Here is a 23,633-nt window from a genome sequence, read left to right as displayed (position 1 = left end):
AATTTTAACATTTTTGTTAAGGTTAGGTTAAACGTACAATCGTCTATCTGTTAAATCTTTAATTTTATGCTCCAATGAACAAAAAGTTATTTGTGCTCTTAATAGTTTTAATGAGCCTTTCGCTTATTGGTCTGATTTTCGTTCAAAGTTTTTGGATAAAAAAATCCATAGATAACAAGGAAGAGCAATTTTCCAATAGTGTTTCTGAAGCCCTGAACAGTGTCACCAATAAAATATCAGAAAGAGAGACTAAAGACTATTTCGACAGATATTTAAATGCAAAGGATAGTATAGGTGAACTTAAGGGTACACAGCTAACTAATTTTTTCTTTATTGACAGAGATGCCAACTCTAATGAAATAATGCTGTACGAGCACGGTATTTTGGAAGAGGATTATGGTATTTCATCAACGTTCTTTGATAACGGTGATGGTGGTGATACCACCATTATTAAAAATTTGACCAGTAGAAGAAAAACTACAATCTGGAAAGAAGATTTTGACCTAGAAGGCAACAGATTTCGTTTAAACCCAATTCAGCGTATAGAGAAAATCGGTGGTCTAAACAAAATGGAGAAGGCCGCAATGGAGGAGATGTTCATGGTTCATGCCAAAAGGGTGGCCATACATAAAAGGGTTTCCAAACAAGAGATAGAGCTCTTGTTACAGCGAGAACTTGAGAACAGGGGTATTGATATTGCTTTTGAATACGGAGTGTACAGCAATGGGTTACCTACCAAGGTGAAATCTTCCAAATTCAAGTATGCGGAGAACAATGTATATAAATCTCCTATGTTCGTGGACTTTGAAGGGATTTCTAATTTTGATCTATTGATTTCCTTTCCAAAAAAGAAACGATTTTTAGTACAGTCCATTTTAGGTTTGGCGCTTTTGTCCTTATTGTTTACGATAATTATAGTAGTGGCCTATGCCGGTGCAATTTATCAATTGATAAGACAAAAACAGATTTCTGAGATTAAAACGGACTTTATCAATAATATGACGCATGAGTTTAAAACACCTATTGCAACAATAAATCTGGCAGTGGAAGCTATCCGAAATCCAAAAATTATTGCGGACCAGGAAAAGGTTTTACGCTACTTACAGATGATACGTGATGAGAATAAGCGTATGCATGCACAGGTAGAGAATGTGCTAAGGATATCAAAATTGGAGAAAAACCAGTTAGATATTAGCAAGGATAGGGTAGACGTGCATGAAATTATAGAAGATGCAATAACCCATGTAGATTTAATAGTTGCGGATAGAGGAGGTTATATCCACACCCATTTAAATTCTGAGCGCTCAGAAGTTTTGGCAAACGAAATGCACTTTACCAATGTAATCGTTAATATGCTGGACAATGCCATTAAATATTCCAATGATGCACCAAAAATTGATGTGTTTACGGAACGGGCAAAAAATTATATAATCATAAAGGTGCAAGATCAGGGTGCCGGTATGAGCAAAGCCGTTGTTAAAAAAGTTTTTGAGAAATTTTATCGGGAACATACCGGTGATATACATAACGTAAAAGGACATGGCTTAGGGCTTGCATACGTTAAGAAAATTGTTGAAGATCATCAAGGCGAAGTTTATGCTGAGAGCGAAAAAGGAAAAGGAAGTACATTTTACATCAAACTGCCGTTAATATAAATATTATGGAAACAATAAATAAGAAAATACTTTTAGTTGAGGACGATCCAAATTTTGGAATTGTATTGAAAGATTATTTGTCAATGAACGACTTTGATGTTACGTTGGCAAAGAATGGAATGGAGGGATTTGAAAAGTTCAAGAAGGATAATTTTGATATCTGTATTCTGGATGTTATGATGCCTTATAAGGATGGATTTACACTGGCAAAGGAAATAAGGGAGAAGAATGAAAATGTTCCTATTGTATTTCTTACGGCCAAAACCATGAAAGAAGATGTATTGAAAGGATACAAGGCTGGAGCGGATGATTATTTGAACAAACCTTTTGATTCTGAAGTGTTGTTAATGAAGTTAAAGGCAATTTTACAACGTAAAGCCTCTAATGGTTTAGCAGATAGCAAGAAGTTTGAATTTACTATTGGTGGTTTCCATTTAAATTCTAAACTAAGGTTTTTAAAATATAAGGATAATGAAGCCATTAAATTATCACCAAAAGAAAACGAACTTTTGCGTTTGTTGGCCTTGCATGAAAATGATTTAATGCCTAGGGAGTTGGCACTGACCAAAATTTGGAGAGACGATAATTACTTTACATCTCGTAGTATGGATGTGTATATTGCAAAACTGCGTAAGTATTTAAAAGTTGATGAAACGGTAGAAATTTTAAATATTCACGGTGAAGGTTTCCGTTTGGTCGTAAAGAATGAAGGCGAGTAGAAAGCTTTAAGATATATATAAATGAAAAAGCATCCTGAACGGGATGCTTTTTCATTTATAATAATTTGATAATATCTTCAACAATGGCGTTAGGAGATTGGTCTATAGATACGATAATGGCATTATTGGGAACCTCTAGCGTATCAAATTGTGAGCGTAGCAGACCTTTTGGCATAAAATGATTTTCCCGTTTGTTCAGCCGGTCATTAATAAGTTGGTAACTACCTTCCAAGTAAACAAATTTATGTAGTCCCGCTAATTGGTCGCCTAGAATTAGCCTGTATTTCTTTTTTAATGCGGAGCAAACAATTACGGCGCCCGTAGCTTTATTTTCTAAGGCAAGTTCATTTAAACGTTCCAGCCAACCTTGGCGGTCAGTATCGTTTAAAGGGATGCCTTTACTCATTTTTTCTATGTTGGATGCGGGGTGAAAATCATCACCATCAAAAAAAGGAATATTGATTTTTTGCGCCAATAATGTGCCTATGGTAGTTTTTCCGCTACCTGAAACACCCATGACATATAATATTTGTGGATTATTCATGAGTTAAATTTGCTAGTTCATCATCAATTTTATGAAATATTGTTTCAAGTTTCTCGTCATAATTGAACCAATGGGTATTATTGTTTTTTAAGAACCAAGTAAGTTGCCTTTTTGCAAATCTTCTTGTATTCTTTTTAATTTCATCTATGGCAAAATTTAAAGTCCATTCTCCTTCAAAATATTTGAACAATTCTTTATAACCAACGGTTTGTAATGCATTATAGGATTTGTAGGGAACCAGTGCTTCAGCTTCCGGCAATAGCCCTTCTTTAATCATTAAATCAACCCTTTCGTTTATCCTATTATAAATAATCTCCCTATCGGCCTTTAGTCCCACGGTAATGACATTAAAATTTCTTTTCTTTTTAGGTTTATTGATAAAGGACGAATAGGGCTGGCCACTACCAATACAAATTTCCAATGCCCTTATTACCCGCTGTGGATTATGTATATCTACCTTGGAAAAATATTCCGGATCTAATTCGTTTAAGGTTTCCTGTAGATGGTGCAAACCCTTATTTTCTAAATCACTATTAAGTTTCAACCGAATATTTGGGGATACGGAAGGAAATTCGTTTAAACCCTCTGTAACCGCGTTTACATATAAGCCGCTGCCACCAACCATAACAACCACATCATAGGTCTTAAAAAGAGCTTCTGTAAGCTGTAGCGCATCCCTTTCAAAATCACCAACCGTATAAGTTTCCAATATACTTTTATGTTGAATAAAATGATGTTTGGCTTGGGTTAACTCGCTAGTTGTGGGTACTGCGGTGCCAATGCTCATTTCTTTAAAAAACTGCCTAGAATCTGCAGAAATAATTTCCGTATTGTAATGATTTGCCAATGCTATGGCAAGTTTGGTCTTACCTATGGCCGTTGGTCCGGTAACTGAAATCAGTGTTTTATTCTTCATTTAATACCGTTCCACAATTATAACAATGGGTGGCATCATCACGATGGCCTTCTTTGGTACATGACGGACAGGCCTGAGTGTTAACGTGTATATATTTGCCAGGACTTAAATTTCCTGTCTTGTCCCTAGTCTGTCTGCCAAATTCCGCCGTAACAATACCTGTGGGTACGGCAATAATTCCATATCCTAATAGCATAATTATAGTTGCAATAAATTGTCCGGAAGGGGTAATAGGGGCTATATCTCCATAGCCTACAGTGGTCAGGGTAACTATGGTCCAATAAATGCTGGTTGGTATACTGGTAAACCCTGCTTCGTCTCCTTCAACCATATACATGAGCGTACCCATCATGACGGCAACGATCAAAACGGCAAAAAGAAAGACGGTAATTTTTGCCCTACTGGCCTTTAATGCATTTTTGAGTTGGGAAGCCTCCCCTAAAAATTGTACTAATTTTAATATTCTAAAAACCCTTAAAAGTCTAAATGCCCGCACGGCCAATAAAACTTGGGATCCCGCAAAAATATAAGAAAGGTATAATGGTATAGTAGATAAAAAGTCGATAATGCCGTAAAAACTGAAAATATATTTAGATGGTTTCTTAATACAGATGATACGGGCAATATATTCTATAGTGAAGAAAATGGTAATTACCCATTCTAAAATTAATAAAACCCTGTGATACTCTTGATCTATACTTTTAACACTTTCCAGCATGATGAGGATAATGCTAAAAATAATGAGTATGAACAGGATAATATCAAACAGTTTACCCATAGGGGTATCCGCTTCATAAATAATTTCATGTAGCTTGTTCTGCCAAGGTGATAATTTGTCTTCCTCTTTCAACTTAATAGTTTAGCTCCAATTTTTTTAATACTTTTTTCTTTCTTAAATAAGATTCAATAAGAAAATTAGCATCCCTAGTACCCTTCATTGGGGTTATTAGGTTTTCCAAGATATGAATATTATTTATTTGATGGTTTAGGTCATAGAAGCCTAGCCCCACTAAAGATCCATTTTTTATTAAGATAGCACTTTGTTCCCCAATTTCTCGTCCCTTATCTAACAATACCACATTTTTCTGCGCAAGATTGTACTTTTCTATAGAAGCCAAAACACGCTGATTATAAATTTCTACCGGTTCTTTATTAATACAGGCTCCTAGACAAGAACCTGATTCATAATTGGAACAATTGGACCGCGCTTCACTAATTCCATTTAGCTTTTCACAAAGTTGAAACTCTTGGGTAATTTTAAATAAATGATTTTTGCCGCTAAATACACCATTGAACAGTCCTAGTGGCTCTTTACATTCTTTAAATGGCTTTATACGTAAGGTAATATATCCATTTGCACCTTCTTCTTTACATAAAGCATGGGAATACATTCTTTTTCGGGGAATGGCGTTGTATTTAGGCCTGATTTTTAAAAGTTCTTCATGTTCCTTTAGAATAGCAACCAATTCATTACCGGTTTCTTCATAAGTTACTTTTTTAGTGTCTTTGGCCAGTTTTCTAGATTTGTCCCCATTTTTTGTAAAAAGTTGGTTCACCCTCTTTTTAATATCAGTGGATTTATTTAAATAAATAATATCTCCATCTTTATTATGCATATAGAATACCCCGGTTTTGTTAGGCAGGTCTCTAACGATATCTAATTGCTTTTCAGAAAGTTCACCTTGACTTTCCTTACGTATAGTGTCTTTAACAATTACTTTTTCAGAATCTTTGGCCAGTAAAAGTTTAAATAGTTTAATTGTGGCCAGAGCATCACCATTTGCTCGGTGGCGATCACTGACCGGAATACCCAAAGATCTAACCAACTTTCCTAAACTATACGATTCTGCCTCTGGTAATAATAATTTAGATAAATCTACGGTACATAGGGTTTTACGTTCATAATTATAGCCCAATCTTCTAAACTCTGTTCTTAAGATTCTATAATCAAATTGGGCGTTGTGGGCTACTAGAACGGTATCTTCGGTAATTTCAATGATTCTTTTGGCTACTTCATAGAATTTAGGGGCAGTTTTGAGCATCTTATCATTAATACCCGTTAATTTGACAACAAAAGGCTGTATCTCCTTTTCAGGATTTACTAGGCTTATAAATTTATCCACCACTTTTTGACCATCAAATTTATGGATAGCAATTTCCGTAATTCCTTCTTCATTAAATTTACCCCCAGTGGTTTCAATATCTAAAATTGCATACATTCAGTAAAGATGAGTTTTTTGTAAGGTTGGTTGATTTTTAATTTCGTGATCCAAAGATACTACTTCCTATACGTACCATAGTACTGCCTTCTTCAATAGCAATATCATAATCACCGCTCATACCCATAGAAAGAATATTAAAATCATGGTATTTGTTTTTGAGTTGCTTGTATAGTAAACTTAGGCTTTTGAATTCTCGTCTTATCTGCTCTTTGTCATCAGTAAATGTGGCCATCCCCATTAATCCTTTAATTTTAATATGTTCATAGGCTTTAAATTCTTCATTATCTACAAGTTCCAATAATTCCCTTTCATCGAATCCGAATTTGGTATCTTCTTCTGCAATATGTACTTGCAGCAAGCAAGAAATGGTTCTTTGGTGTTTTTTTGCCTGCTTATTTATTTCCTTAAGTAATCTTGGACTATCCACTCCATGAATTAAGGTTACATATTCAGCCATATATTTAACCTTGTTTCTTTGTAAATGTCCTATCATATGCCATTCAATATCCTTTGGTAAAGCGTGCCACTTATCGGTCATTTCTTGGACCCTGTTTTCTCCAAAAATTCGCTGGCCTTCTTCATAGGCTTGTTCTATATCTGCTATTGGTTTTGTTTTGGATACGGCAACCAAGGTCACCCAGTCTGGTAGCGATTGAACAATAGTTGTTAAATTTTGCTTGATGGACATATACTATCTTGTAAAATAAATTATGAATTGAATTGTTCGGCAATCTTTTCCGCTTTTTTACTTTCGGTATAATCGTAAAAGCCCTCATTGGATTTTATTCCGAGTTTACCGGCCATAACCATATTTACCAAAAGGGGAGAAGGTGCATATTTAGGATTTTTAAATCCGTCATACATTACATTTAATATTGATAGGCAGACATCCAACCCTATAAAATCCGCTAATTGTAAAGGTCCCATAGGATGTGCCATCCCCAATTTCATCACCGTATCTATTTCTTGTACACCCGCAACACCATGATGTAATGTTTCTATAGCTTCATTGATCATAGGCATTAATATCCTATTGGCAACAAATCCTGGGTAGTCATTGACCATTGTAGGGGTTTTGCCTAAATTTTTAGATAGTTCCATGATGGTATGGGTAGTTGCCTGCGTGGTACTATAACCGTTTATAATCTCTACCAGGGGCATTATTGGTACCGGATTCATGAAATGCATACCAATTACTTTTTGTGGTCTATTGGTTACAGCGGCAATTTGGGTTATGGAGATAGAAGACGTATTGGATGCTAAAATGGTTTTCTCATTACATAATACATCCAGCTCCTTGAAAATGCCCAACTTCACCTCCAGATTTTCAGTTGCGGCTTCTACCACGAGGTCGGCATTTGCAACGCCGTCTTTTAATGTTGTAAAGGTTTTGATGTTGGATAAGGTGTTTTCCTTATCCGAACTTTTAATTTTATCCTTTGCCAACATGCGGTCCAAATTTTTGCTAATAGTCGCAAGGCCTTTTTCCAAAGCAGTTGGTGATACATCTATTAAATGAACAGAGAAATTGCATTGTGCAAAAACATGTGCAATACCATTACCCATGGTACCTGCACCTATAACGGCAATTGTTTTCATAAGGAAGTGGTGTTAAATGATGAAATAATTTGAAGGGCGACCTTGAGGGCCTGTGTCCCTTGTCGTAAACTTACAACCGGGGTAGTGTCATTATTTATAGCATCGGAAAAGGATTCCAATTCATCCAGGATGGCATTATTGGTGGCAATGGTTGGGTTTTCAAAATAGATCTGTTTTTTGATTCCTTCGGCATTTTGGAGGATCATATCAAAATCACCTGCTTCTTTAGGTGCATCTTTCATTTTTACCACCTCTACTTTTTTCTCTAAGAAATCAACTGAGATATAGGCATCTTTTTGGAAGAACCTAGATTTTCTCATGTTTTTCAGGGATATTCTGCTGGCCGTTAAATTGGCCACACAACCATTTTTAAATTCAATTCTAGCATTGGCAATATCAGGAGATTGGCTTATTACGGCAACACCACTGGCATTTATTTGTTTTACCTCTGAATTTACCACACTAAGTATGGCATCTATATCATGTATCATTAAATCCAATACCACAGGAACGTCAGTGCCCCTTGGATTAAATTCTGCCAAACGGTGACTTTCAATGAACATGGGTTGTTCAATGGTATTCTTTATTGAGGTAAAGGCTGGATTAAAGCGTTCTACATGTCCTACTTGCCCTTTAACACCATATGTTTTCTCCAATTCCAATAAAGATTCCGCTTCTTGAAGGGTATGGGTAATTGGCTTTTCAATGAAGATGTGTTTTCCGCTTTCTATAGATTTTTTTGCACATTCATAGTGAGAAAGGGTAGGCGTAACGATATCCACAACATCCACAGCCGCTATAAGTTCATTGATATTATCAAAAAAAGTGTACCCTAATTCAGCACTTACCTTATTACCATTAATAATATCTGCATCATAAAATCCTATTAAATCATATTTATGAGATTCTTTAAGAAGTCTTAGGTGTATCTTTCCAAGATGCCCGGCTCCTAAAACACCAACTTTTAACATATGTTTCTTTTTTCTCAAAAATACGCATAGTTAGGTAGTTTTATCCTATGCATAAATTCAAATTTATGAATTAGGTACTTAAGTTTTGAACAGGGTCTTCGTTGGTTGAAAGAACTTTGCTAACTTTGGTTTCCAAACCAACTACCATTGAAAGATACCTTAAAACACAGGGGAATGCGCAACCATTTGGCGCAATTATTGATTGATAAGGGAATTGCGGATAAATGGGTGCTCGATGCCGTTCGCCAAATTCCAAGACATTTATTCATGGATAGCAGTTTTGAAGGGCATGCCTATCAAAATAAAGCTTTTCCCATTGCCGCAAACCAGACCATTTCTCATCCTTACACCGTTGCTTTCCAAACAGAATTGTTGCAATTGGAACAAGGACATAAAGTTTTGGAAATAGGTACGGGAAGTGGTTACCAAACCGCTATATTATTGAACCTAAAAGTAAAAGTATATACCATTGAGCGTCAACTTGAACTATTTAAGAAAACGAATTTGTTTTTCAACAAAATGGGATATCGCCCTAAAAAATTCATATTTGGTGATGGTTACAAAGGGTTGCCGGAAAACGCACCATTTGACCGCATTATTGTTACCGCAGGTGCTCCAGAAGTGCCCAAGGCGTTACTATCCCAGCTAGCGGTAGGCGGTAGGTTGGTGATACCTATTGGCTTTGAGGAGCAAATAATGACATTGTTCGTAAGGACAACAGAAAAAGAGTTCTCCAAAACAGAATATGGTTCATTTAAGTTTGTTCCCTTACTTGAAAATAAGAACTAATTATTAAAACTCTTTTTTATACGGTCAAGGTTACGTTTATTGTCACGATCTTTTAAAACCTCTCTTTTGTCGTAAAGTTTTTTACCCTTGGCAAGTGCTATTTGTAACTTGGCCAGACCCCTTTCGTTAATAAATAGATTTAAGGGAACAATGGTAAGTCCAGAGGCTTTTACCTCCTTGTTCAATTTTTTGAGTTCCCTTTTTTGCAAAAGTAACTTCCTTTCCGCTTTGGGTTTATGGTTAAAATGTGAAGCATGGGTGTATTCATCTATTTGCATATTGATGACGAATAATTCTCCATTGTCATTGAACTCGCAGAAACTTTCCGAAATTGAGGCTCTTCCTTCGCGTATAGATTTAATTTCAGTACCTGCCAGCACTATGCCTGCAGTGAATTTATCCAGCAGTTCATACTCAAACCGTGCCTTTTTATTCTTTATGTTGATATTCTTTTGCATCGTCAGCAAAAATAAGCACAATAGTATAAAATATAGGGTATTTTGTCATTATTTGAAATAAGACATCGTTCTAATTTATTCAGGTTATTTAATCAGGGCAATTACAGTTAAAAATTAGCTTGTTGACCGTAGGAATATTATTGACAATTTGAACGATAAACAACGTACCGTTTTCATTGTCATCTATTTCCGGGTATTTATCTTCACCAATCAATAAATTTACAAATTCAGGAGTAGTGTTGCTGTGGCCTACTACCAGGACGTTCTTATTTAAATTGTCCGCTTTAAATTGTTCAATATCAACTATTCTTGGGTCATAGTATTGAACATCAATATTTTTTTTGACCGATGTAGGGGCTGCGGTCATGGATGTTCTATTGTAATTTGTGGAATAAATGGCATCTAATTCTACATCGTTTAGAATTTCAGCCCAGTGCATTGCCCTTCCCAAACCTTTTTGATTCAGTTCTGGATCAGCGTCATCTGGATTACTTCTTATTTTTTCTGCATGCCTAATAAGGTAGAAGGTAGAAACGGAAACTTCTTCATTGGTCAAATCCTTTGCTGGTTCTTCCTTGCATGAAAGGGTAAAGGTGAGCAATAATAAGAGAGCAAAATTTACAACTTTCATATAATTAATTTTATTGGATTAATTTAATAACTAAAATTACTTTAAAATAGTACTATAAATAGTCTATTTTTTGTTTTTTTGCATATGAAAAAATTCTGTGGGACACTTCTTATTGGTTTTGTAGTTTTAGGTTTAAAGGCGCAGAATGTTATACTGCCTACTGATTTTAGACAGCAGAACCTATCTGAATATAATAGCAGTTTATTAAATCCGGCATATAGTTTAGGCCGTAATAATCCTTCTTCCATTGCAATGTGGGCAAGGTGGCAATGGCAAACCTTTGATGCCGACCCAACATCGCTTTTTATGAATTATACGGCAAGAATCAATGATGTTTCTGCTGCGGGTGTTGGTTTTTTTCAGCATAATACAGGTATTTTTTTAAATACGGGAGCTGCATTGAACTATGCGTATAATATTCAGTTGAATGATGATGTTTTTTTAGGAGTAGGTCTTAATTTGTTCGCATTTCAACAAAAACTGGCCGATCAACGTTTTTTTGTGCCCAATCCTGTACAGACCTCTATTTCCAATGATTTTATCATTCAGATGGCTCCCGGGATCAACCTAAGGGTAGATAAGCTTAATATTGGTTTGGTTTCTGAAAATCTTTTTGATTATAATCTTAGTGCAAATGAGCGGAACTCCGATCCAGGAGATCGTATGTTTTTTGCCTTGGCCAGTTATGATATTCCTGTTTCCATTTTAAGCGGAGATGATAGTTCCATAATAAGACCTTCATTATATTATAAAACGGTCCCAGGTGTGGATAACCAAATAGGAATGCAGGCCTTGTTGACAACGAACAAGTATTGGGTTCAAGGAGGTTACAACAGTTTTTATGGTATATCTGGTGGTATAGGGGGTAGATTTTTTAAGCGATTGTCCATAGGTGCCCTAGTAGAAGTGGGTACTAGTGAAGACCTTAAAGGTCAAGATCCATCTTTTGAGCTGGTTACCTCTTATAAATTAGGTAAATTACAATCTACGGAAGAAGCGCGTAAGGAAGAATTGATAGCGCAACAAGAAGAAAAAGAAAACCTTGTCAAGGACGAATTAAGCAGGGCAGAAAGGCTGGCGGTAAAAAGAGAAGCTAAAAAACAAGAGCAATTAGAAAAGTTGAATGCTCAAAGATTACAAGATTCAATTAAAGAATCAACCAGACTAGCAGAAACCAAAAACAAGGTTTCAAAAAGGGATTTACGAAGAAAACAGGATTCTATTGCAAATGCGAAAGAAGCTCAGGCTCTTGCGGATGCTAGGGCATTGAACCAAAAGAGAAAGCAAGATTCCATTGCAATGGATGTTAAGCGCAAGGAGGAAGCCTTAGCGGTACTACAGCAACAAAAACAAGATTCCATAGCAAAGGCAGATGCAGCAAAAGTAGCAGCGGAACAATTAGCGGCCCGTAATGAGGTAGTGCAGCCAAGGGCAGGGGAAAAATATGAAGAGGTAGAAAAACAAGGTTCTTTAACTCCAGGTTATTATCTAATTGCCAACGTATTTGGAACCAAGAAATATTTGGATGCCTTCATGTCCGAAATGGGCAAGAAAGGCTTAAACCCTAAATCTTTCTATAGATCCCTGAATAAATATAACTACGTTTATTTAGGAAAATATTCCACCATTAAGGAAGCAAGACAAGCTAGAGACTCCAAATTAAATGGACTTTATACTGAAAAACTTTGGATATTTAGAGTTACGGGAGAATAAATAATGGGCATTGAAAATGATGTCCATTATTAGAAGAAGGTTCTACATAAAGTAAAGAGGTTTGAATAAGAAAGCGTATTTTATTTAAGTTCTCTTTTGATAAGAAACTCTAAGTAGGTAACGGTATTTAGTAAATACTTACGATCTTTTGTCAAGGTGGCCATTGCAATAGCACCCTGTATTATGGTAAACAATTGTTTTGCAAATTGTAGTGGCGTAACAGGTAGTTTAAATTCCCCTTTATTGACACCGTTTTCAAGTGCCAAGGCTATTTTACCTTCAATCTCTTTAATGGTTTCTTTAGCTGCAGAAGCTAGTAAACGGTTGTTATGTTGAGCATCTATACCCACATTAAGTACGGGGCAACCACCCATGGTCATGGTAAATACATCATACTTTTTATAAAAAGCGATTAAGTTGCCAATCTTGTCCATGGCAGTACCTTCAACATCTAAATGTTCATCAATGGCATCTAACAATAAGGAACGGTTATATTCAAAGGCGGATAAAGCCAATGCTTCCTTGTTTTCAAAATTACCATATAAAGCACCCTTGGTTAAATTTGTGGCCTCGGTCAAATCACTCATACTAGTGCCAATATACCCATGCTTGTTAAAAACTGGGGCGACTGTCTCAATAATGTAGGCGGTCGTTCTTTCGGCTTTAGTAGACATATCTAACGGTTTTATGCGAATATAAAAAATCTATACTGTATGGTATATATTGTTGATAAAAAAAAGCGTCCATATGAATTATATGGACGCTGAAATATCAATTTATAAAATTAAACGGTAATATCTTCTTGATTTCTAAAAACAAGGCTGTTATCAAATGCATCTAACAAAACAACACTATCCGATTTAATTTCTCCACTTAACAATGATTTTGAAAGGTTATTAAGTACTTCTCTCTGTATAGTTCTCTTCACCGGTCGTGCACCAAATTGTGGGTCATACCCTTTGTTCGCCAAATATTCAATAGCCTCTTCGGTAGCATCTAAAGTTATCTGTTGTTTATCTAACATTTTCTTTAGATTTTCTAACTGCAACCTTACTATTTCTTGAATATTGTCCTTGGTCAAAGGAGTGAACATTACAATATCATCAATTCTATTGATAAATTCTGGCCTTATTGTTTTTTTCAACAAGCCGAGTACTTCAATTCTGGCCGCTTCGGTTGCACTATAGATATCGTTTGTATTTTCAAATTTCTCTTGAATGATACCGCTACCCATATTGCTGGTCATGATAATGATGGTATTCTTAAAATCTGCGACTCTACCTTTGTTATCGGTCAACCTACCTTCATCCAATACTTGTAAAAGAATGTTGAACGTATCTGGATGGGCTTTTTCTACTTCATCTAAAAGCACAACCGAATAAGGCCTTCTTCTAACAGCTTCGGTCAATTGGCCTCCTTCATCATACCCTACATACCCTGGAGGTGCCCCCACTAATCTACTTACGGAATGACGTTCTTGATATTCACTCATATCTATACGCGTCATGGCGTTTTCGTCATCAAATAGGTATGCCGCCAAAGTTTTGGCCAATTCTGTTTTACCAACACCGGTAGTACCTAAAAACAGGAAGGATCCTATTGGCTTTTTGGCATCTTGTAGACCGGCCCTACTTCTGCGTATGGCATCGGACACGGCTTCAATGGCCTCTTCTTGACCAACCACACGTTTGTGTAGTACCTTTTCTAATTTAAGCAACTTTTCACGCTCGCTCTGTAGCATCTTGGTAACCGGTATACCGGTCCATTTTGCAATGACCTCGGCGATATCTTCACTTGTAACCTCTTCTTTTATAAGAGTGCCGGAGTTTTGCTGTGCGTTAAGGTCATCTTGTAACTCGGTCAGTTTTTCCTGAGCTTCCTTTATTTTACCGTATCTAATTTCCGCAACGGTACCATAATCCCCGTTTCTTTCAGCGCGCTCAGCCTCTGCCTTGTAATTTTCAATGTCCAACTTAGTTTGTTGAATATTGTCTACAACGGTTTTTTCACTTTCCCATTGAGCAAAGATTTCATTACGTTCTTCCTTTACATTTGCTAAGTCTAAATTTAAGACCTTTAACTTTTGCTTATCATTTTCACGTTTTATAGCTTCAATTTCAATTTCCAGCTGCATAATTTTTCGGTCAAGAACATCTAATTCCTCTGGTTTGGAATTAATTTCCATTCTTAACTTAGATGCCGCTTCATCCATAAGGTCAATAGCCTTATCCGGTAAAAACCTATTGGAAATATAACGCTGGGATAATTCTACGGCAGCAATGACGGCTTCATCCTTTATGCGCACTTTGTGATGGGCTTCATATTTTTCTTTTATACCTCTTAAAATGGAAATGGCACTTTCTGTATCTGGTTGATCCACAACAACTTTTTGAAACCTTCTTTCAAGGGCTTTGTCCTGTTCAAAGTATTTTTGATATTCATCTAGGGTAGTGGCACCAATAGCTCTTAACTCACCACGTGCCAGTGCTGGTTTCAATATATTGGCCGCATCCATAGCGCCTTGTCCACCGCCTGCACCTACCAAAGTATGTATCTCATCTATGAATAGAATGATATCTCCGTCTGCACTTACGACCTCTTTGATAACCGCTTTAAGACGTTCCTCAAATTCACCTTTGTATTTAGCACCCGCAATCAATGCACCCATATCCAGGGAGTAAATAACTTTTTCCTTTAGGTTCTCAGGAATATCCCCTTGAATAATTCTATGGGCCAAACCTTCTACAATAGCCGTTTTACCAACTCCGGGTTCACCAACCAAAATAGGGTTGTTCTTGGTTCTCCTAGATAAGATTTGTAAAATTCTGCGGATTTCTTCATCCCTACCAATTACAGGGTCTAGTTTACCGCTATCGGCAAGTTCGTTCAAGTTTTTTGCATATTTCTGCAATGAGTTATAATTATCCTCGGCACTTTGAGAGGTGACCTTATCACCATTTCTTAGTTCCTTGATTGCAGAAATTAATTGTTTTTCTGTTACACCTTGATCCTTTAGTATTTGTGAGATTTTACTTTTGGAGCGTAGTATTGAAATAAACAAGTGTTCAATGGAAACAAATTCGTCTCCCATTTCTTTGGCAATGGCACTAGCTTCATTGAGTGATTTGCCTGCTTCCCTTGAAAACTGAATGTCCCCACCAGTTACTTTAGGAAAATTTTGTAATTCCTTATCCAATATTTGTTGTACCAAGGTAAAATTTACTCCTAACTTTTTAAGTAGAAAGGGCATAACGTTTTCCTCGACCTCTGTAAGGGCCTTGAATAAATGTTCATTCTCTATTTGCTGATGCCCTAGGTTGTGTGCTATTTGTTGGGCATGCTGTATAGCCTCTTGTGATTTTATAGTAAAATTATTTATGTTCATTATCGCTATTTTTAGTTTATTGTATACTTTTGAAAGGTGTTGTTCAATAATCTTACCAACCAATAGAGTAAGACAAAATGGCTTGAACTATAGAAAATTAACGGACAAATAGTCAGGCAGTACAATTTTAAATCTAAAATAATTTATGGGAATATTTAGTGGAATCTTTGGTGGAGGAAAAAATGAGGGTGATAATGAACAAATAGCCATTCCTTGGCAAGATTTAACCATGGTTACCCAGTTAGAGGATATTAAACGGGCATCTGCTGTTAGGCCACAAGTCATTTTTAAACATTCTACCACATGTGGTATTAGTAGAATGACCCTTAATATGTTTAAGAACAGTTATAACTTAGAACCGGGTCAAATGGATTTTCATTTTTTGGACTTGCTTGCCCATAGGGATGTATCTAATGCAATTGCCGATACATTTGGGGTTAGGCATCAATCTCCTCAATTACTAATCGTTAAAAATGGGGTAGTGGTTTTTCATGATTCCCATGGTGCTATTTCGGAAGTTGACCTAGAACAGTATATTTAAAAAAAAATGCCCCATAAATTGGGGCGTTTTTTAATTAAAACTTTGTCGGTTTAATATATTCTTCAAATTGTTCTTTAAGTCTTCTCCTGCATCATAGACCATTTGTTCATTACTGGGAAATGGAACCCTTGCTCTTTGCAATAAAGCTGTAAGATTATTGTCCAAAGCTCTTTTGTCACCACTATAATTAGCGTAAATATGCTCAAAAACGAACTGACTGGATAAAGGATATTGATTAATTTTTTGTTGTTTTTTTAAATCGATAAAATTAACGACACCTCTAACTTCTGCACTTTTAAACTGGGTGAACTGGTAGAAATCGCAACGAACGGTCTTAAATTTATCAACTTTAACACTATTGCCCAAACTGTCCGATACCACATTGCCATTGCTATCTTCCACGAAAGTGTAACCATCCTTAATTTGCTTTTCCTTACTGATTTGTTTTTCGCTAATTTGTTCTGGTGAAATGTTTATATTTTCAAAAGACAATTCCATTAAATAGTCGTATACTCTATCCTTGATCTCATTGGTGTGGTATTCTGTCCACTGATTATTTAAACCATACGTGTTCAAGTTTAAAAGTTCATCTTCTAAACGTCTAGGAATGACCATATCTGTATTATTGTTCATTTCTACCAACACATAATCCAATCCTTTTTGGTAGGCCTCTTCTATTTTAGCGGTAACATCTTTAAAATTTGGATTAAGCTGTTGTAGATAATTAAGCTCATTGTAAGCGGTCCTATAATCAGATTTATAAGTAGCATTGGTAATGAGTGAATTGGCTCTATCATATAAATATTCGGATAAATTCAATTTGGAGGCTATGATATTATCATCATAATTTTTAAAATTGAATTGCGCTTTTCTGTTTTCTTCTTGAATATAAAGTGGTAACAAAGGTTTAATACGCTCTTGAATCGTCTTTAAATTATTGTATGCATTATAGATTTCCTCATAATTAGCAGGATTGCCATCTTTCTTTAGAAATTTAATATGCTGTAATTCCCGTTCAGCATGTTTTTGAAAACCTTCTTCCAATAGAACAATATAGGTCTGATTGCTTTTCTTGGTTTTGTTTTCGGCAATATTGACAATGGCCTTATTTATAGCGCCCATGTAATTGCCGGAGTTTAAAGCTTCCTGTGTTTTTTTTACCCCACTACATGAAAGTAGTATTCCTATAAAACTTAATAGTAGAAATTTTTTCATGACTAATAATTTTAGAATTTAAAGAAGCTATTTCAACAGCCGTGCCACAAATAGCTTAATAGATAACGAATAGGGGTTGTTAATAGTATATTTTCGATGAAATCCTCAACAAAACATGTTGAGTGGCCCAGGTTTATATAGTTATTAACTTTTATTTAATAAAAAGTAAGTCGTTTTAATCATTTTTATATTTCATTAGATTGTCTATTTGTATTTTTGCAACTTATTTAAAAGAAACAACAGCATGCAACGCGACACTACAATTTTTAATCTAATAGAAGAAGAAAAGCAACGTCAGATCAATGGAATTGAATTGATAGCTTCAGAAAATTTTACCAGTCCCCAAGTAATGGAGGCCCAAGGTTCCGTACTTACCAATAAGTATGCGGAAGGATACCCGGGAAAACGTTATTATGGTGGTTGCGAAGTTGTAGATAAGGTTGAGCAGTTGGCCATAGACCGTGCAAAAGAACTTTTTGGTGCCGCGTATGCCAATGTGCAGCCACATTCTGGATCGCAAGCCAATGCTGCTGTTTATCATGCATGTTTAAAACCAGGGGATAAAATCTTAGGTTTTGATTTGTCTCATGGTGGGCATTTGACCCATGGTTCCCCTGTTAACTTTTCAGGAAGACTTTATGAGCCTGTTTTTTATGGAGTAGATAAGGAAACTGGAAGATTGGATTATGATAAAATACAGGAGATTGCTACTGAAGAACAACCAAAATTGATTATTGCCGGGGCATCTGCCTACAGTAGGGATATGGATTTTGCTCGTTTTAGAGAAATAGCGGATAGCGTAAATGCAATTTTATTAGCTGATATTTCTCACCCTGCAGGTTTAATTACAAAGGGACTGTTGAGTAATCCTATTCCACATTGCCATATTGTAACCACAACTACGCATAAAACGTTACGTGGGCCTAGGGGTGGTCTAATTTTGATGGGAGAAGATTTTGAAAATCCGTTCGGAATTACACTAAAGAACGGTAAATTAAGAAAAATGTCCGCTTTGTTGGATCTAGCCGTTTTTCCAGGTAACCAAGGAGGGCCTTTAGAGCATGTAATTGCGGGTAAGGCTATTGCCTTTGGTGAAGCGCTTACAAGTGAATATGGGGAGTATATAGCGCAAGTGAAAAAGAATGCAGATGCAATGGCCAAGGCATTTGTTAAGCGCGATTATCATATTATATCAGGTGGTACGGATAATCACATGATGTTAATAGATTTAAGAAACAAGGATATATCTGGAAAAGATGCTGAAAAAGCTTTGGTAGAAGCAGATATAACTGCAAACAAAAATATGGTACCGTTTGATGATAAGTCACCATTTGTAACCTCTGGAATTAGATTTGGTACAGCAGCAATTACTACCCGTGGCCTTGTAGAGACCGATATGGAAACAGTAGTTGATTTAATTGATCAGGTCATTAATAATCCAGAAGATGAAGAAACGTTGAATACCGTTAAGTCCAAGGTTAATGCAATGATGAACACCAGGCCTATTTTTAACGCCTAAACTAGTTTTTTAATCGTAATTATTCAGTTAGAAACTCAAGGTCGCCACTAACGTATGTAGTTCTCATAACGTCATAAATAGAGGCTTCATCATCTTTGTCAAGATAAATGCCCCAGAATTCTAAATAAGATTTTGGGGCAAAATCTAATAAAGAATCAGAATTTTCGGCATTTTCTAAATTGTCCTCAAAGATGGGTACAAAGATTTCATAAGGCTTTTGTGTAAGACCCTTGGTCAAAAACACATAGTTACACGCTATTTGTTTCAATATATTATTGAACTGTGTAGGTATGCTTTTATCGTAAATACGTTTTACAACAATATTGGTGTCGTTTAATGAGATGGTAAGCTCATCTATATCTATTACGTGTTTATTCTTTAAATTAAGTATTTCCAGACCATGATGTAGTGGAGCTTGATTTTTATGGTTATTTCCCCATCTACCTGTATTAAAATGAGAAAATAGCTCCATTAAATCCAGGTTACAATCCAGTTCCAACACCAAATTGATGCCGTTAGAGGTTATACTTTTGCTTTTTAATTTTACCTTGGAAAAGTAGGAAAACTCAAGGCTGGAAAGAAATTCATTAAGTCCAACGATTTCTTTATTGTATTCTAATTTCGATCTTGAGTTATTGATGAAGTTTTCAAAATTGAAAGGCATACGCAATTTTTTTATAGCATTCTTTCTATAAAGATACTTTTCTCCTCAATTTGTTTACACTAGGAAAACCTTAGAATTTTGGAGGATATTATAATAAAAATTTGCACTTAAAATATAAGTCACTGATTATCAATAACTTAGTTTAAGTTGCTAATTGTTAAAGAAATCCGCGATTTTTAGCTTCATTAATGAGGGCTAAATCGTTTCCATTTTTAATATCAAATAATGCTTTCAGTTGCCTTTTTCTTGCTTCTACGGTTGTATTTGCAGACCCTATTAAAGGAGCAATATCCCTAGTGTGTATTCCCTGAGATAAGTGATACAGAATTTTTTGGTCTTGGTCATCTATTGTAATATCACTGGACATTCTTCTTCTAATTGCCGCCAAAGCACTGGCCGTGTAATAGGAAGAACCATTTCTAATAGTCTCCACCATACTTTTTAGGGAAAGTTCATCTATTTCGGACTTTACCATATAACCATCAGGGTTTACCTTTTTAAAGATATTGTTAATCCGATAATTATCACTGTAAGAAGACATGAATACAACTTTTGATTTGGGTACTTCTTCCCTGGCAAGGATACCAAGGTCAATACCTGTTCTAGGGTCTTTGGATTCTATGGAAAACAGCTGTATATCCAATAAGATGATATCATACGGAATAGCCCGCTTGGAAAGCTCAATTTTGGCCTTCCCTTTTTCAAAACTTTTGGCGATTTCAACTTTTACGTTAAAATCATTGAATTCAGAATCCTCCAGAATATATTTATATCCCAAGGTCGTCATTTCATGATCATCTACCGCTAAAACCCTAACTGTTGAATCCATTATAAATGTTCTATGCTATTGTAAGTTACTAAACGTTTTTAAACCTAGTATTATTATCCACAACTTTATTTGTTTTATTTTTTATTGGAATATGCAGGGTAATTGTGGTTCCTTGACCTTTAGCGGATTCAATATTCCAGGTTCCGTTTAGTTTGTTTATCCTTGAAGTTATATTTCTAATACCAATACCTTTTTTGCCTTTTACGTTTTTAAAACCAACGCCATCATCGCTCATAATAATTTTAAATTCATCATCAGTTCTTAGAAAGGTAATCTCAAAAGTGTTGCATTTAGCATGTTTTATGGCATTTTGAAAAGTTTCTTGAATAATTCTGTACGCATTAATTTTAATATCACCATCTAAACTATCCCAATCCTCATCTTCATTAAATTTAAAAAAAGTGTTGATGGTTACATTTCTTTTGGCGGCTTCTAAAAGCGATTCTATAGAATCTGTAAAGTTGTTTATTTTTTGATAAGCAGTGTGACTAAGTTCATGGGAAATAGACCGGATTTCATTTTCAATTTCTTGAAGAGAGCCCAAAGCTTTGGATTTTTCTGCAATAGCTTCTTCTGTTACACGTTTGTTCAAGCCTGTTAAAATCATTCTGGCTCCCAACATTTTGCCTAGTACCCCATCATGCAATTCTTCGGATATTCGTTTTTGTTCCATGCGTTTAACCTCATCGACCTTTTGTTTTTGGGTAAGCATTAAATTAAAAATTTCCTGGTTATTGGCTTGCTGTTGTTGGTCAAAACGTAGTTTTTGGTTTTTGGCACGTTGGGTTATAATAATATAAATGGATAGACCTAGTAGAAATAACCCACCAGCAATAGTAATCCAAATACTTTTTTGTCTGGATAGCAGATTTTTTTCACTTTCCAATTCAACATTTTCTGCTATAAACTCATCAGTTTCAAAGCGTATACGGGCAAATTTGTTTTGCTGTTTACGTTCTTCTTTTTGTAAACTATCGTCTAATCGAATATATTTTTCAAAATAGTCTATAGAATTTTTTTTGTCCAAAGTGGCCAATAGTGACCAAGTTTGAAGCAGGATTTCAAGATTTTCACTTTCTAATGAAAGATTTTCCGCTTTTTGGGCACTTGTTATAGCTGCTATTGTATCCTTTGCATAAACTAAGTATTCAGAAAAATTAAAATAAGAGCCGGCAAGGCTTGCGGTTTGTTTTTCTTGGGTCTTAATATCAATAGCTCGCTTAAAAATGTTTTTTACCCCTAAAGTGTCTTCGCTATACAATTTGCAAGCTGCTAAATTGCTTAACGCTATAGCATATAACTTAGGTTTGTCCTGTAATATGTTTTTAGTGGTAATTACATTGAAAAAATTATCAATCGCATTCTTGTATTCTTTTTTATCCCTATATAAAACCCCTATATTATTGATAACTTGTGCTTCTTCATAATTTTTAAAATTTAAGGAACTTAGATAATATATTGCCTCGTTATAGTAAGAAAGAGAATTGTCGTACTCTCCCAAAGCACCTGATAATATGCCAAGTAAGTTATAGCTATGGTATAGGAAAAGTGTATTGTCCGTTTTTTTAAATTGTTCAATAGCTTTTATAATTGCGGACTCACTTCCGATATAGTCTTTTATTTCAATTTGAATTTTAGCCATTTCCAATAGTATTCTACCGGATAATTCTGTTTCATTGAGCCTTTCAAAAACTTTTTGTGCCTCGTTATATGCATAATATGTACTATCCTGAACGGCATATTTATCATAAAAAAGAGCCAAATCCCAATAGGTGTTGGCTAAGGACAAAGAATCATGGATTCTCTCATTTAGTAGTATAGCTTTTTTGTTGATCTTACGGAAGAGTGTACTGTCAAAGGTGAAATTTTGGTTAAGGGAGAGTTGGGAATAGTACTTGGCTTTTAAGGTATCGGATGGTTGTTGCTCGGCATAAAGTACCGCCTTTTGTAAGAATTGTAGTTTCTTGACATTGTTATTCTTAAAACTTTGACCTTCCTTGATCCAAATACTAATACTATCATTGTTAGTAGCTGGAATCTTATCCTCTAGTTTAATATCCGAGTTGGTACATGCTTGAAGTGAGATCAAGAGTAGTATTGTATGCAGGTATTTTTTAAGCAAGAAATAGGTTTATGGGATATTATTGAAACCAAGGTATAAAAAAAAAGTCTTCAACCTACGGTTGAAGACTTTTTATATGGTAATAATAGCTGACTAGCTTAATCCCGATGTAGTACCTCGTGGAGGTAATTCAGCTGAACAATCAGAACATGCTAATGCTTTTGAAATATCATTTAAAAAATCAAATTCGCTAGCGCCATTTTCAATTACAAAAGTTGCCATTCCTAACGCCATTACTGCTACTGCTAAAATACTTGTTACTTTTTTCATTTTCTTTGTTTGTTTTAGGGGTTTTTGGTTTATTATACTGCCAAAGTAATATCCTTTAAGAATTCAAATAGCAACTTATTCCATACTTTAGTATATGTATGGGTTCTGCTAGTAAATGACCTAGTTTTGAGAGAATTAATTAATTTAGGGAAGAAAGTGTATTTCTGGATAAAACTTTTTTAAGGTTATCCATATTTTTCTTGTAAGTCTTGGAAAACGGTAAATGCTCATTAACTGTTTTAAGGGCACATATAGACTTACCAAAATTTATTCTAGATACATAGTCGGTATTGACTATATAACTTTGATGAATACGCATAAAGTTATTAGGTAACGTTTTTTCAAAGGTCTTTAGTGTTTTGTAGGCGTTGGTAATTGTACCATCTTTCATAAAAAACTCCGTGGTATTGTTATCGGCCTTTAAATATAGGATGTCATTGGTGTTCAAATACTGAAAATCATTATACGATTTTAAGCATAAGGTAGCTGGTGCCTTCTCTTTTGGCATTCTCTTCTTTAATTTCAATAACGATTTTCTAATATCGAATTCATTAAAGGGTTGAAGCCAATAATCAAAGAATCCATTTTTAATAGCATCATAAGCATAATCCTTGGACGTAGCTATACCAATAAGAATAGGAAGTTCATTTACGTATTGGTGTATTTCCATGACCATTAAAAATATAGATGCGTAATCATGATTTAAATTAATGAATACGATATCTGGGCTATATTTTAAAATATCGTTTAATCCATCATTAGGATTAGTGGTGGAGTTAATACAATCAAAATCCCCATACTCATCCAAAAATGCATGTAACTGCAAATTGGATACAGCGTCAGAATCTATTATGGTATACGTATAGTCCAA

General features: G+C 35.3%; 23 protein-coding genes. 6 read left to right on the top strand and 17 right to left on the bottom strand.

The features are described from left to right. Nucleotides 1–74: 74 nt before the first annotated feature. Nucleotides 75–1,655: a sensor histidine kinase gene (locus ABVM52_RS17765; protein ID WP_405382419.1), complete on the top strand. Its 1,581-nt coding sequence runs from the start codon at nt 75–77 to the stop codon at nt 1,653–1,655. A gap of 5 nt (nt 1,656–1,660) precedes the next feature. Continuing rightward, complete coding sequence (locus ABVM52_RS17760) at nt 1,661–2,374, top strand: response regulator transcription factor (RefSeq protein WP_405382418.1); 714 nt, start codon at nt 1,661–1,663, stop codon at nt 2,372–2,374. Between the two features lie 55 nt (nt 2,375–2,429). Here the strand turns inward: ABVM52_RS17760 and ABVM52_RS17755 are convergent, their stop codons facing one another. From ABVM52_RS17755 to ABVM52_RS17725, 7 genes are read right to left on the bottom strand one after another with little or no spacing between them, the layout of a single operon-like run. After that, on the bottom strand, nt 2,430–2,918 hold the full coding sequence (locus ABVM52_RS17755; protein ID WP_405382417.1) for a gluconokinase: 489 nt from the start codon (nt 2,916–2,918) through the stop codon (nt 2,430–2,432). Further along, on the bottom strand, nt 2,911–3,834 hold the full coding sequence (gene miaA, locus ABVM52_RS17750) for a tRNA (adenosine(37)-N6)-dimethylallyltransferase MiaA (RefSeq protein ID WP_405382416.1): 924 nt from the start codon (nt 3,832–3,834) through the stop codon (nt 2,911–2,913). The genes ABVM52_RS17755 and miaA overlap by 8 nt, the downstream gene beginning before the upstream one ends. Then, a complete protein-coding gene (locus ABVM52_RS17745; RefSeq protein WP_405382415.1) occupies nt 3,824–4,684 on the bottom strand; it encodes an ion transporter in 861 nt (286 codons plus the stop codon). Before ABVM52_RS17745 ends, miaA begins: the two co-directional genes overlap by 11 nt. 1 nt (nt 4,685) lies before the next feature. Beyond that, nucleotides 4,686–6,053 (bottom strand): exonuclease domain-containing protein, encoded by a 1,368-nt coding sequence (locus tag ABVM52_RS17740; protein ID WP_405382414.1) that lies wholly within the window; start codon nt 6,051–6,053, stop codon nt 4,686–4,688. A gap of 37 nt (nt 6,054–6,090) precedes the next feature. After that, the gene (locus ABVM52_RS17735) at nt 6,091–6,744 is read right to left on the bottom strand and encodes a YggS family pyridoxal phosphate-dependent enzyme (RefSeq protein WP_405382413.1); all 654 of its coding nucleotides are present in this window, start codon (nt 6,742–6,744) and stop codon (nt 6,091–6,093) included. 20 nt (nt 6,745–6,764) lie between these two features. Further along, nucleotides 6,765–7,655: a 3-hydroxyacyl-CoA dehydrogenase family protein gene (locus ABVM52_RS17730; RefSeq protein WP_405382412.1), complete on the bottom strand. Its 891-nt coding sequence runs from the start codon at nt 7,653–7,655 to the stop codon at nt 6,765–6,767. Continuing rightward, entirely contained in the window at nt 7,652–8,626 is a 975-nt protein-coding gene (locus tag ABVM52_RS17725) for a Gfo/Idh/MocA family protein (RefSeq protein ID WP_405385146.1), read from the bottom strand. The genes ABVM52_RS17730 and ABVM52_RS17725 overlap by 4 nt, the downstream gene beginning before the upstream one ends. A 147-nt stretch (nt 8,627–8,773) precedes the next feature. Between ABVM52_RS17725 and ABVM52_RS17720 the strand changes: the two genes are divergently transcribed. After that, a complete protein-coding gene (locus ABVM52_RS17720; RefSeq protein WP_405382411.1) occupies nt 8,774–9,415 on the top strand; it encodes a protein-L-isoaspartate(D-aspartate) O-methyltransferase in 642 nt (213 codons plus the stop codon). On the opposite strand, the gene smpB is transcribed toward ABVM52_RS17720, so the two are convergent. Both smpB and ABVM52_RS17710 read right to left on the bottom strand, forming a co-directional pair. After that, on the bottom strand, nt 9,412–9,873 hold the full coding sequence (gene smpB / locus ABVM52_RS17715; protein WP_405382410.1) for an SsrA-binding protein SmpB: 462 nt from the start codon (nt 9,871–9,873) through the stop codon (nt 9,412–9,414). The two genes, ABVM52_RS17720 and smpB, sit on opposite strands and share 4 nt — an antisense overlap. Before the next feature lie 88 nt (nt 9,874–9,961). Next, nucleotides 9,962–10,504 (bottom strand): SixA phosphatase family protein, encoded by a 543-nt coding sequence (locus ABVM52_RS17710; RefSeq protein ID WP_405382409.1) that lies wholly within the window; start codon nt 10,502–10,504, stop codon nt 9,962–9,964. An 84-nt stretch (nt 10,505–10,588) separates the two neighbouring features. Here ABVM52_RS17710 and ABVM52_RS17705 point away from each other — a divergent pair, with 84 nt between their 5' ends. After that, a complete protein-coding gene (locus ABVM52_RS17705; protein ID WP_405382408.1) occupies nt 10,589–12,217 on the top strand; it encodes a PorP/SprF family type IX secretion system membrane protein in 1,629 nt (542 codons plus the stop codon). Nucleotides 12,218–12,297: 80 nt separating this feature from the next. On the opposite strand, the gene ABVM52_RS17700 is transcribed toward ABVM52_RS17705, so the two are convergent. Together ABVM52_RS17700 and clpB are read right to left on the bottom strand one after the other, a co-directional pair. Next, entirely contained in the window at nt 12,298–12,891 is a 594-nt protein-coding gene (locus ABVM52_RS17700) for a TetR family transcriptional regulator C-terminal domain-containing protein (RefSeq protein ID WP_405382407.1), read from the bottom strand. 110 nt (nt 12,892–13,001) lie between these two features. After that, on the bottom strand, nt 13,002–15,602 hold the full coding sequence (gene clpB, locus ABVM52_RS17695) for an ATP-dependent chaperone ClpB (RefSeq protein ID WP_405382406.1): 2,601 nt from the start codon (nt 15,600–15,602) through the stop codon (nt 13,002–13,004). A gap of 145 nt (nt 15,603–15,747) precedes the next feature. Here clpB and ytxJ point away from each other — a divergent pair, with 145 nt between their 5' ends. Then, nucleotides 15,748–16,143, top strand: coding sequence for a bacillithiol system redox-active protein YtxJ (gene ytxJ, locus ABVM52_RS17690; RefSeq protein WP_405382405.1), 396 nt, complete (start codon nt 15,748–15,750; stop codon nt 16,141–16,143). Nucleotides 16,144–16,173: 30 nt separating this feature from the next. On the opposite strand, the gene ABVM52_RS17685 is transcribed toward ytxJ, so the two are convergent. Continuing rightward, nucleotides 16,174–17,358: a hypothetical protein gene (locus ABVM52_RS17685; RefSeq protein ID WP_405382404.1), complete on the bottom strand. Its 1,185-nt coding sequence runs from the start codon at nt 17,356–17,358 to the stop codon at nt 16,174–16,176. A gap of 244 nt (nt 17,359–17,602) precedes the next feature. Here ABVM52_RS17685 and glyA point away from each other — a divergent pair, with 244 nt between their 5' ends. Beyond that, complete coding sequence (glyA, locus tag ABVM52_RS17680) at nt 17,603–18,877, top strand: serine hydroxymethyltransferase (protein WP_405382403.1); 1,275 nt, start codon at nt 17,603–17,605, stop codon at nt 18,875–18,877. A gap of 19 nt (nt 18,878–18,896) precedes the next feature. Here the strand turns inward: glyA and ABVM52_RS17675 are convergent, their stop codons facing one another. The 5 genes from ABVM52_RS17675 to ABVM52_RS17655 all read right to left on the bottom strand — a co-directional run bounded on the left by ABVM52_RS17675 (nt 18,897) and on the right by ABVM52_RS17655 (nt 23,633). Further along, on the bottom strand, nt 18,897–19,541 hold the full coding sequence (locus tag ABVM52_RS17675; RefSeq protein WP_405382402.1) for a hypothetical protein: 645 nt from the start codon (nt 19,539–19,541) through the stop codon (nt 18,897–18,899). 157 nt (nt 19,542–19,698) lie between these two features. Further along, nucleotides 19,699–20,370 carry a histidine kinase gene (locus ABVM52_RS17670; RefSeq protein WP_405382401.1) on the bottom strand — a complete coding sequence of 224 codons (672 nt, stop codon included), beginning with the start codon at nt 20,368–20,370 and terminating at the stop codon, nt 19,699–19,701. 28 nt (nt 20,371–20,398) lie between these two features. Further along, nucleotides 20,399–22,459: an ATP-binding protein gene (locus tag ABVM52_RS17665; protein ID WP_405382400.1), complete on the bottom strand. Its 2,061-nt coding sequence runs from the start codon at nt 22,457–22,459 to the stop codon at nt 20,399–20,401. A 126-nt stretch (nt 22,460–22,585) separates the two neighbouring features. Continuing rightward, nucleotides 22,586–22,762, bottom strand: coding sequence for a hypothetical protein (locus ABVM52_RS17660; protein WP_405382399.1), 177 nt, complete (start codon nt 22,760–22,762; stop codon nt 22,586–22,588). Between the two features lie 139 nt (nt 22,763–22,901). After that, nucleotides 22,902–23,633 (bottom strand): LytR/AlgR family response regulator transcription factor, encoded by a 732-nt coding sequence (locus ABVM52_RS17655; protein WP_405382398.1) that lies wholly within the window; start codon nt 23,631–23,633, stop codon nt 22,902–22,904.

This window comes from Maribacter sp. LLG6340-A2 (assembly GCF_045057105.1).
GTDB lineage: Bacteria > Bacteroidota > Bacteroidia > Flavobacteriales > Flavobacteriaceae > Maribacter.
This window is presented reverse-complemented; position numbering and strand designations above follow the sequence as displayed.

Bases quoted from the DNA above. Each gene is read 5' to 3' on its own strand.
- ABVM52_RS17760 (WP_405382418.1), top strand. From the start codon at position 1,661: ATGGAAACAATAAATAAGAAAATACTTTTAGTTGAGGACGATCCAAAT.
- glyA (WP_405382403.1), top strand. From the start codon at position 17,603: ATGCAACGCGACACTACAATTTTTAATCTAATAGAAGAAGAAAAGCAA.
- clpB (WP_405382406.1), bottom strand. From the start codon at position 15,602: ATGAACATAAATAATTTTACTATAAAATCACAAGAGGCTATACAGCAT.
- ABVM52_RS17730 (WP_405382412.1), bottom strand. From the start codon at position 7,655: ATGAAAACAATTGCCGTTATAGGTGCAGGTACCATGGGTAATGGTATT.
- ABVM52_RS17735 (WP_405382413.1), bottom strand. From the start codon at position 6,744: ATGTCCATCAAGCAAAATTTAACAACTATTGTTCAATCGCTACCAGAC.
- ABVM52_RS17765 (WP_405382419.1), top strand. From the start codon at position 75: ATGAACAAAAAGTTATTTGTGCTCTTAATAGTTTTAATGAGCCTTTCG.
- miaA (WP_405382416.1), bottom strand. From the start codon at position 3,834: ATGAAGAATAAAACACTGATTTCAGTTACCGGACCAACGGCCATAGGT.
- smpB (WP_405382410.1), bottom strand. From the start codon at position 9,873: ATGCAAAAGAATATCAACATAAAGAATAAAAAGGCACGGTTTGAGTAT.
- ABVM52_RS17705 (WP_405382408.1), top strand. From the start codon at position 10,589: ATGAAAAAATTCTGTGGGACACTTCTTATTGGTTTTGTAGTTTTAGGT.
- ABVM52_RS17700 (WP_405382407.1), bottom strand. From the start codon at position 12,891: ATGTCTACTAAAGCCGAAAGAACGACCGCCTACATTATTGAGACAGTC.
- ytxJ (WP_405382405.1), top strand. From the start codon at position 15,748: ATGGGAATATTTAGTGGAATCTTTGGTGGAGGAAAAAATGAGGGTGAT.
- ABVM52_RS17660 (WP_405382399.1), bottom strand. From the start codon at position 22,762: ATGAAAAAAGTAACAAGTATTTTAGCAGTAGCAGTAATGGCGTTAGGA.
- ABVM52_RS17685 (WP_405382404.1), bottom strand. From the start codon at position 17,358: ATGAAAAAATTTCTACTATTAAGTTTTATAGGAATACTACTTTCATGT.
- ABVM52_RS17755 (WP_405382417.1), bottom strand. From the start codon at position 2,918: ATGAATAATCCACAAATATTATATGTCATGGGTGTTTCAGGTAGCGGA.
- ABVM52_RS17710 (WP_405382409.1), bottom strand. From the start codon at position 10,504: ATGAAAGTTGTAAATTTTGCTCTCTTATTATTGCTCACCTTTACCCTT.
- ABVM52_RS17740 (WP_405382414.1), bottom strand. From the start codon at position 6,053: ATGTATGCAATTTTAGATATTGAAACCACTGGGGGTAAATTTAATGAA.
- ABVM52_RS17725 (WP_405385146.1), bottom strand. From the start codon at position 8,626: ATGTTAAAAGTTGGTGTTTTAGGAGCCGGGCATCTTGGAAAGATACAC.
- ABVM52_RS17670 (WP_405382401.1), bottom strand. From the start codon at position 20,370: ATGGATTCAACAGTTAGGGTTTTAGCGGTAGATGATCATGAAATGACG.
- ABVM52_RS17675 (WP_405382402.1), bottom strand. From the start codon at position 19,541: ATGCCTTTCAATTTTGAAAACTTCATCAATAACTCAAGATCGAAATTA.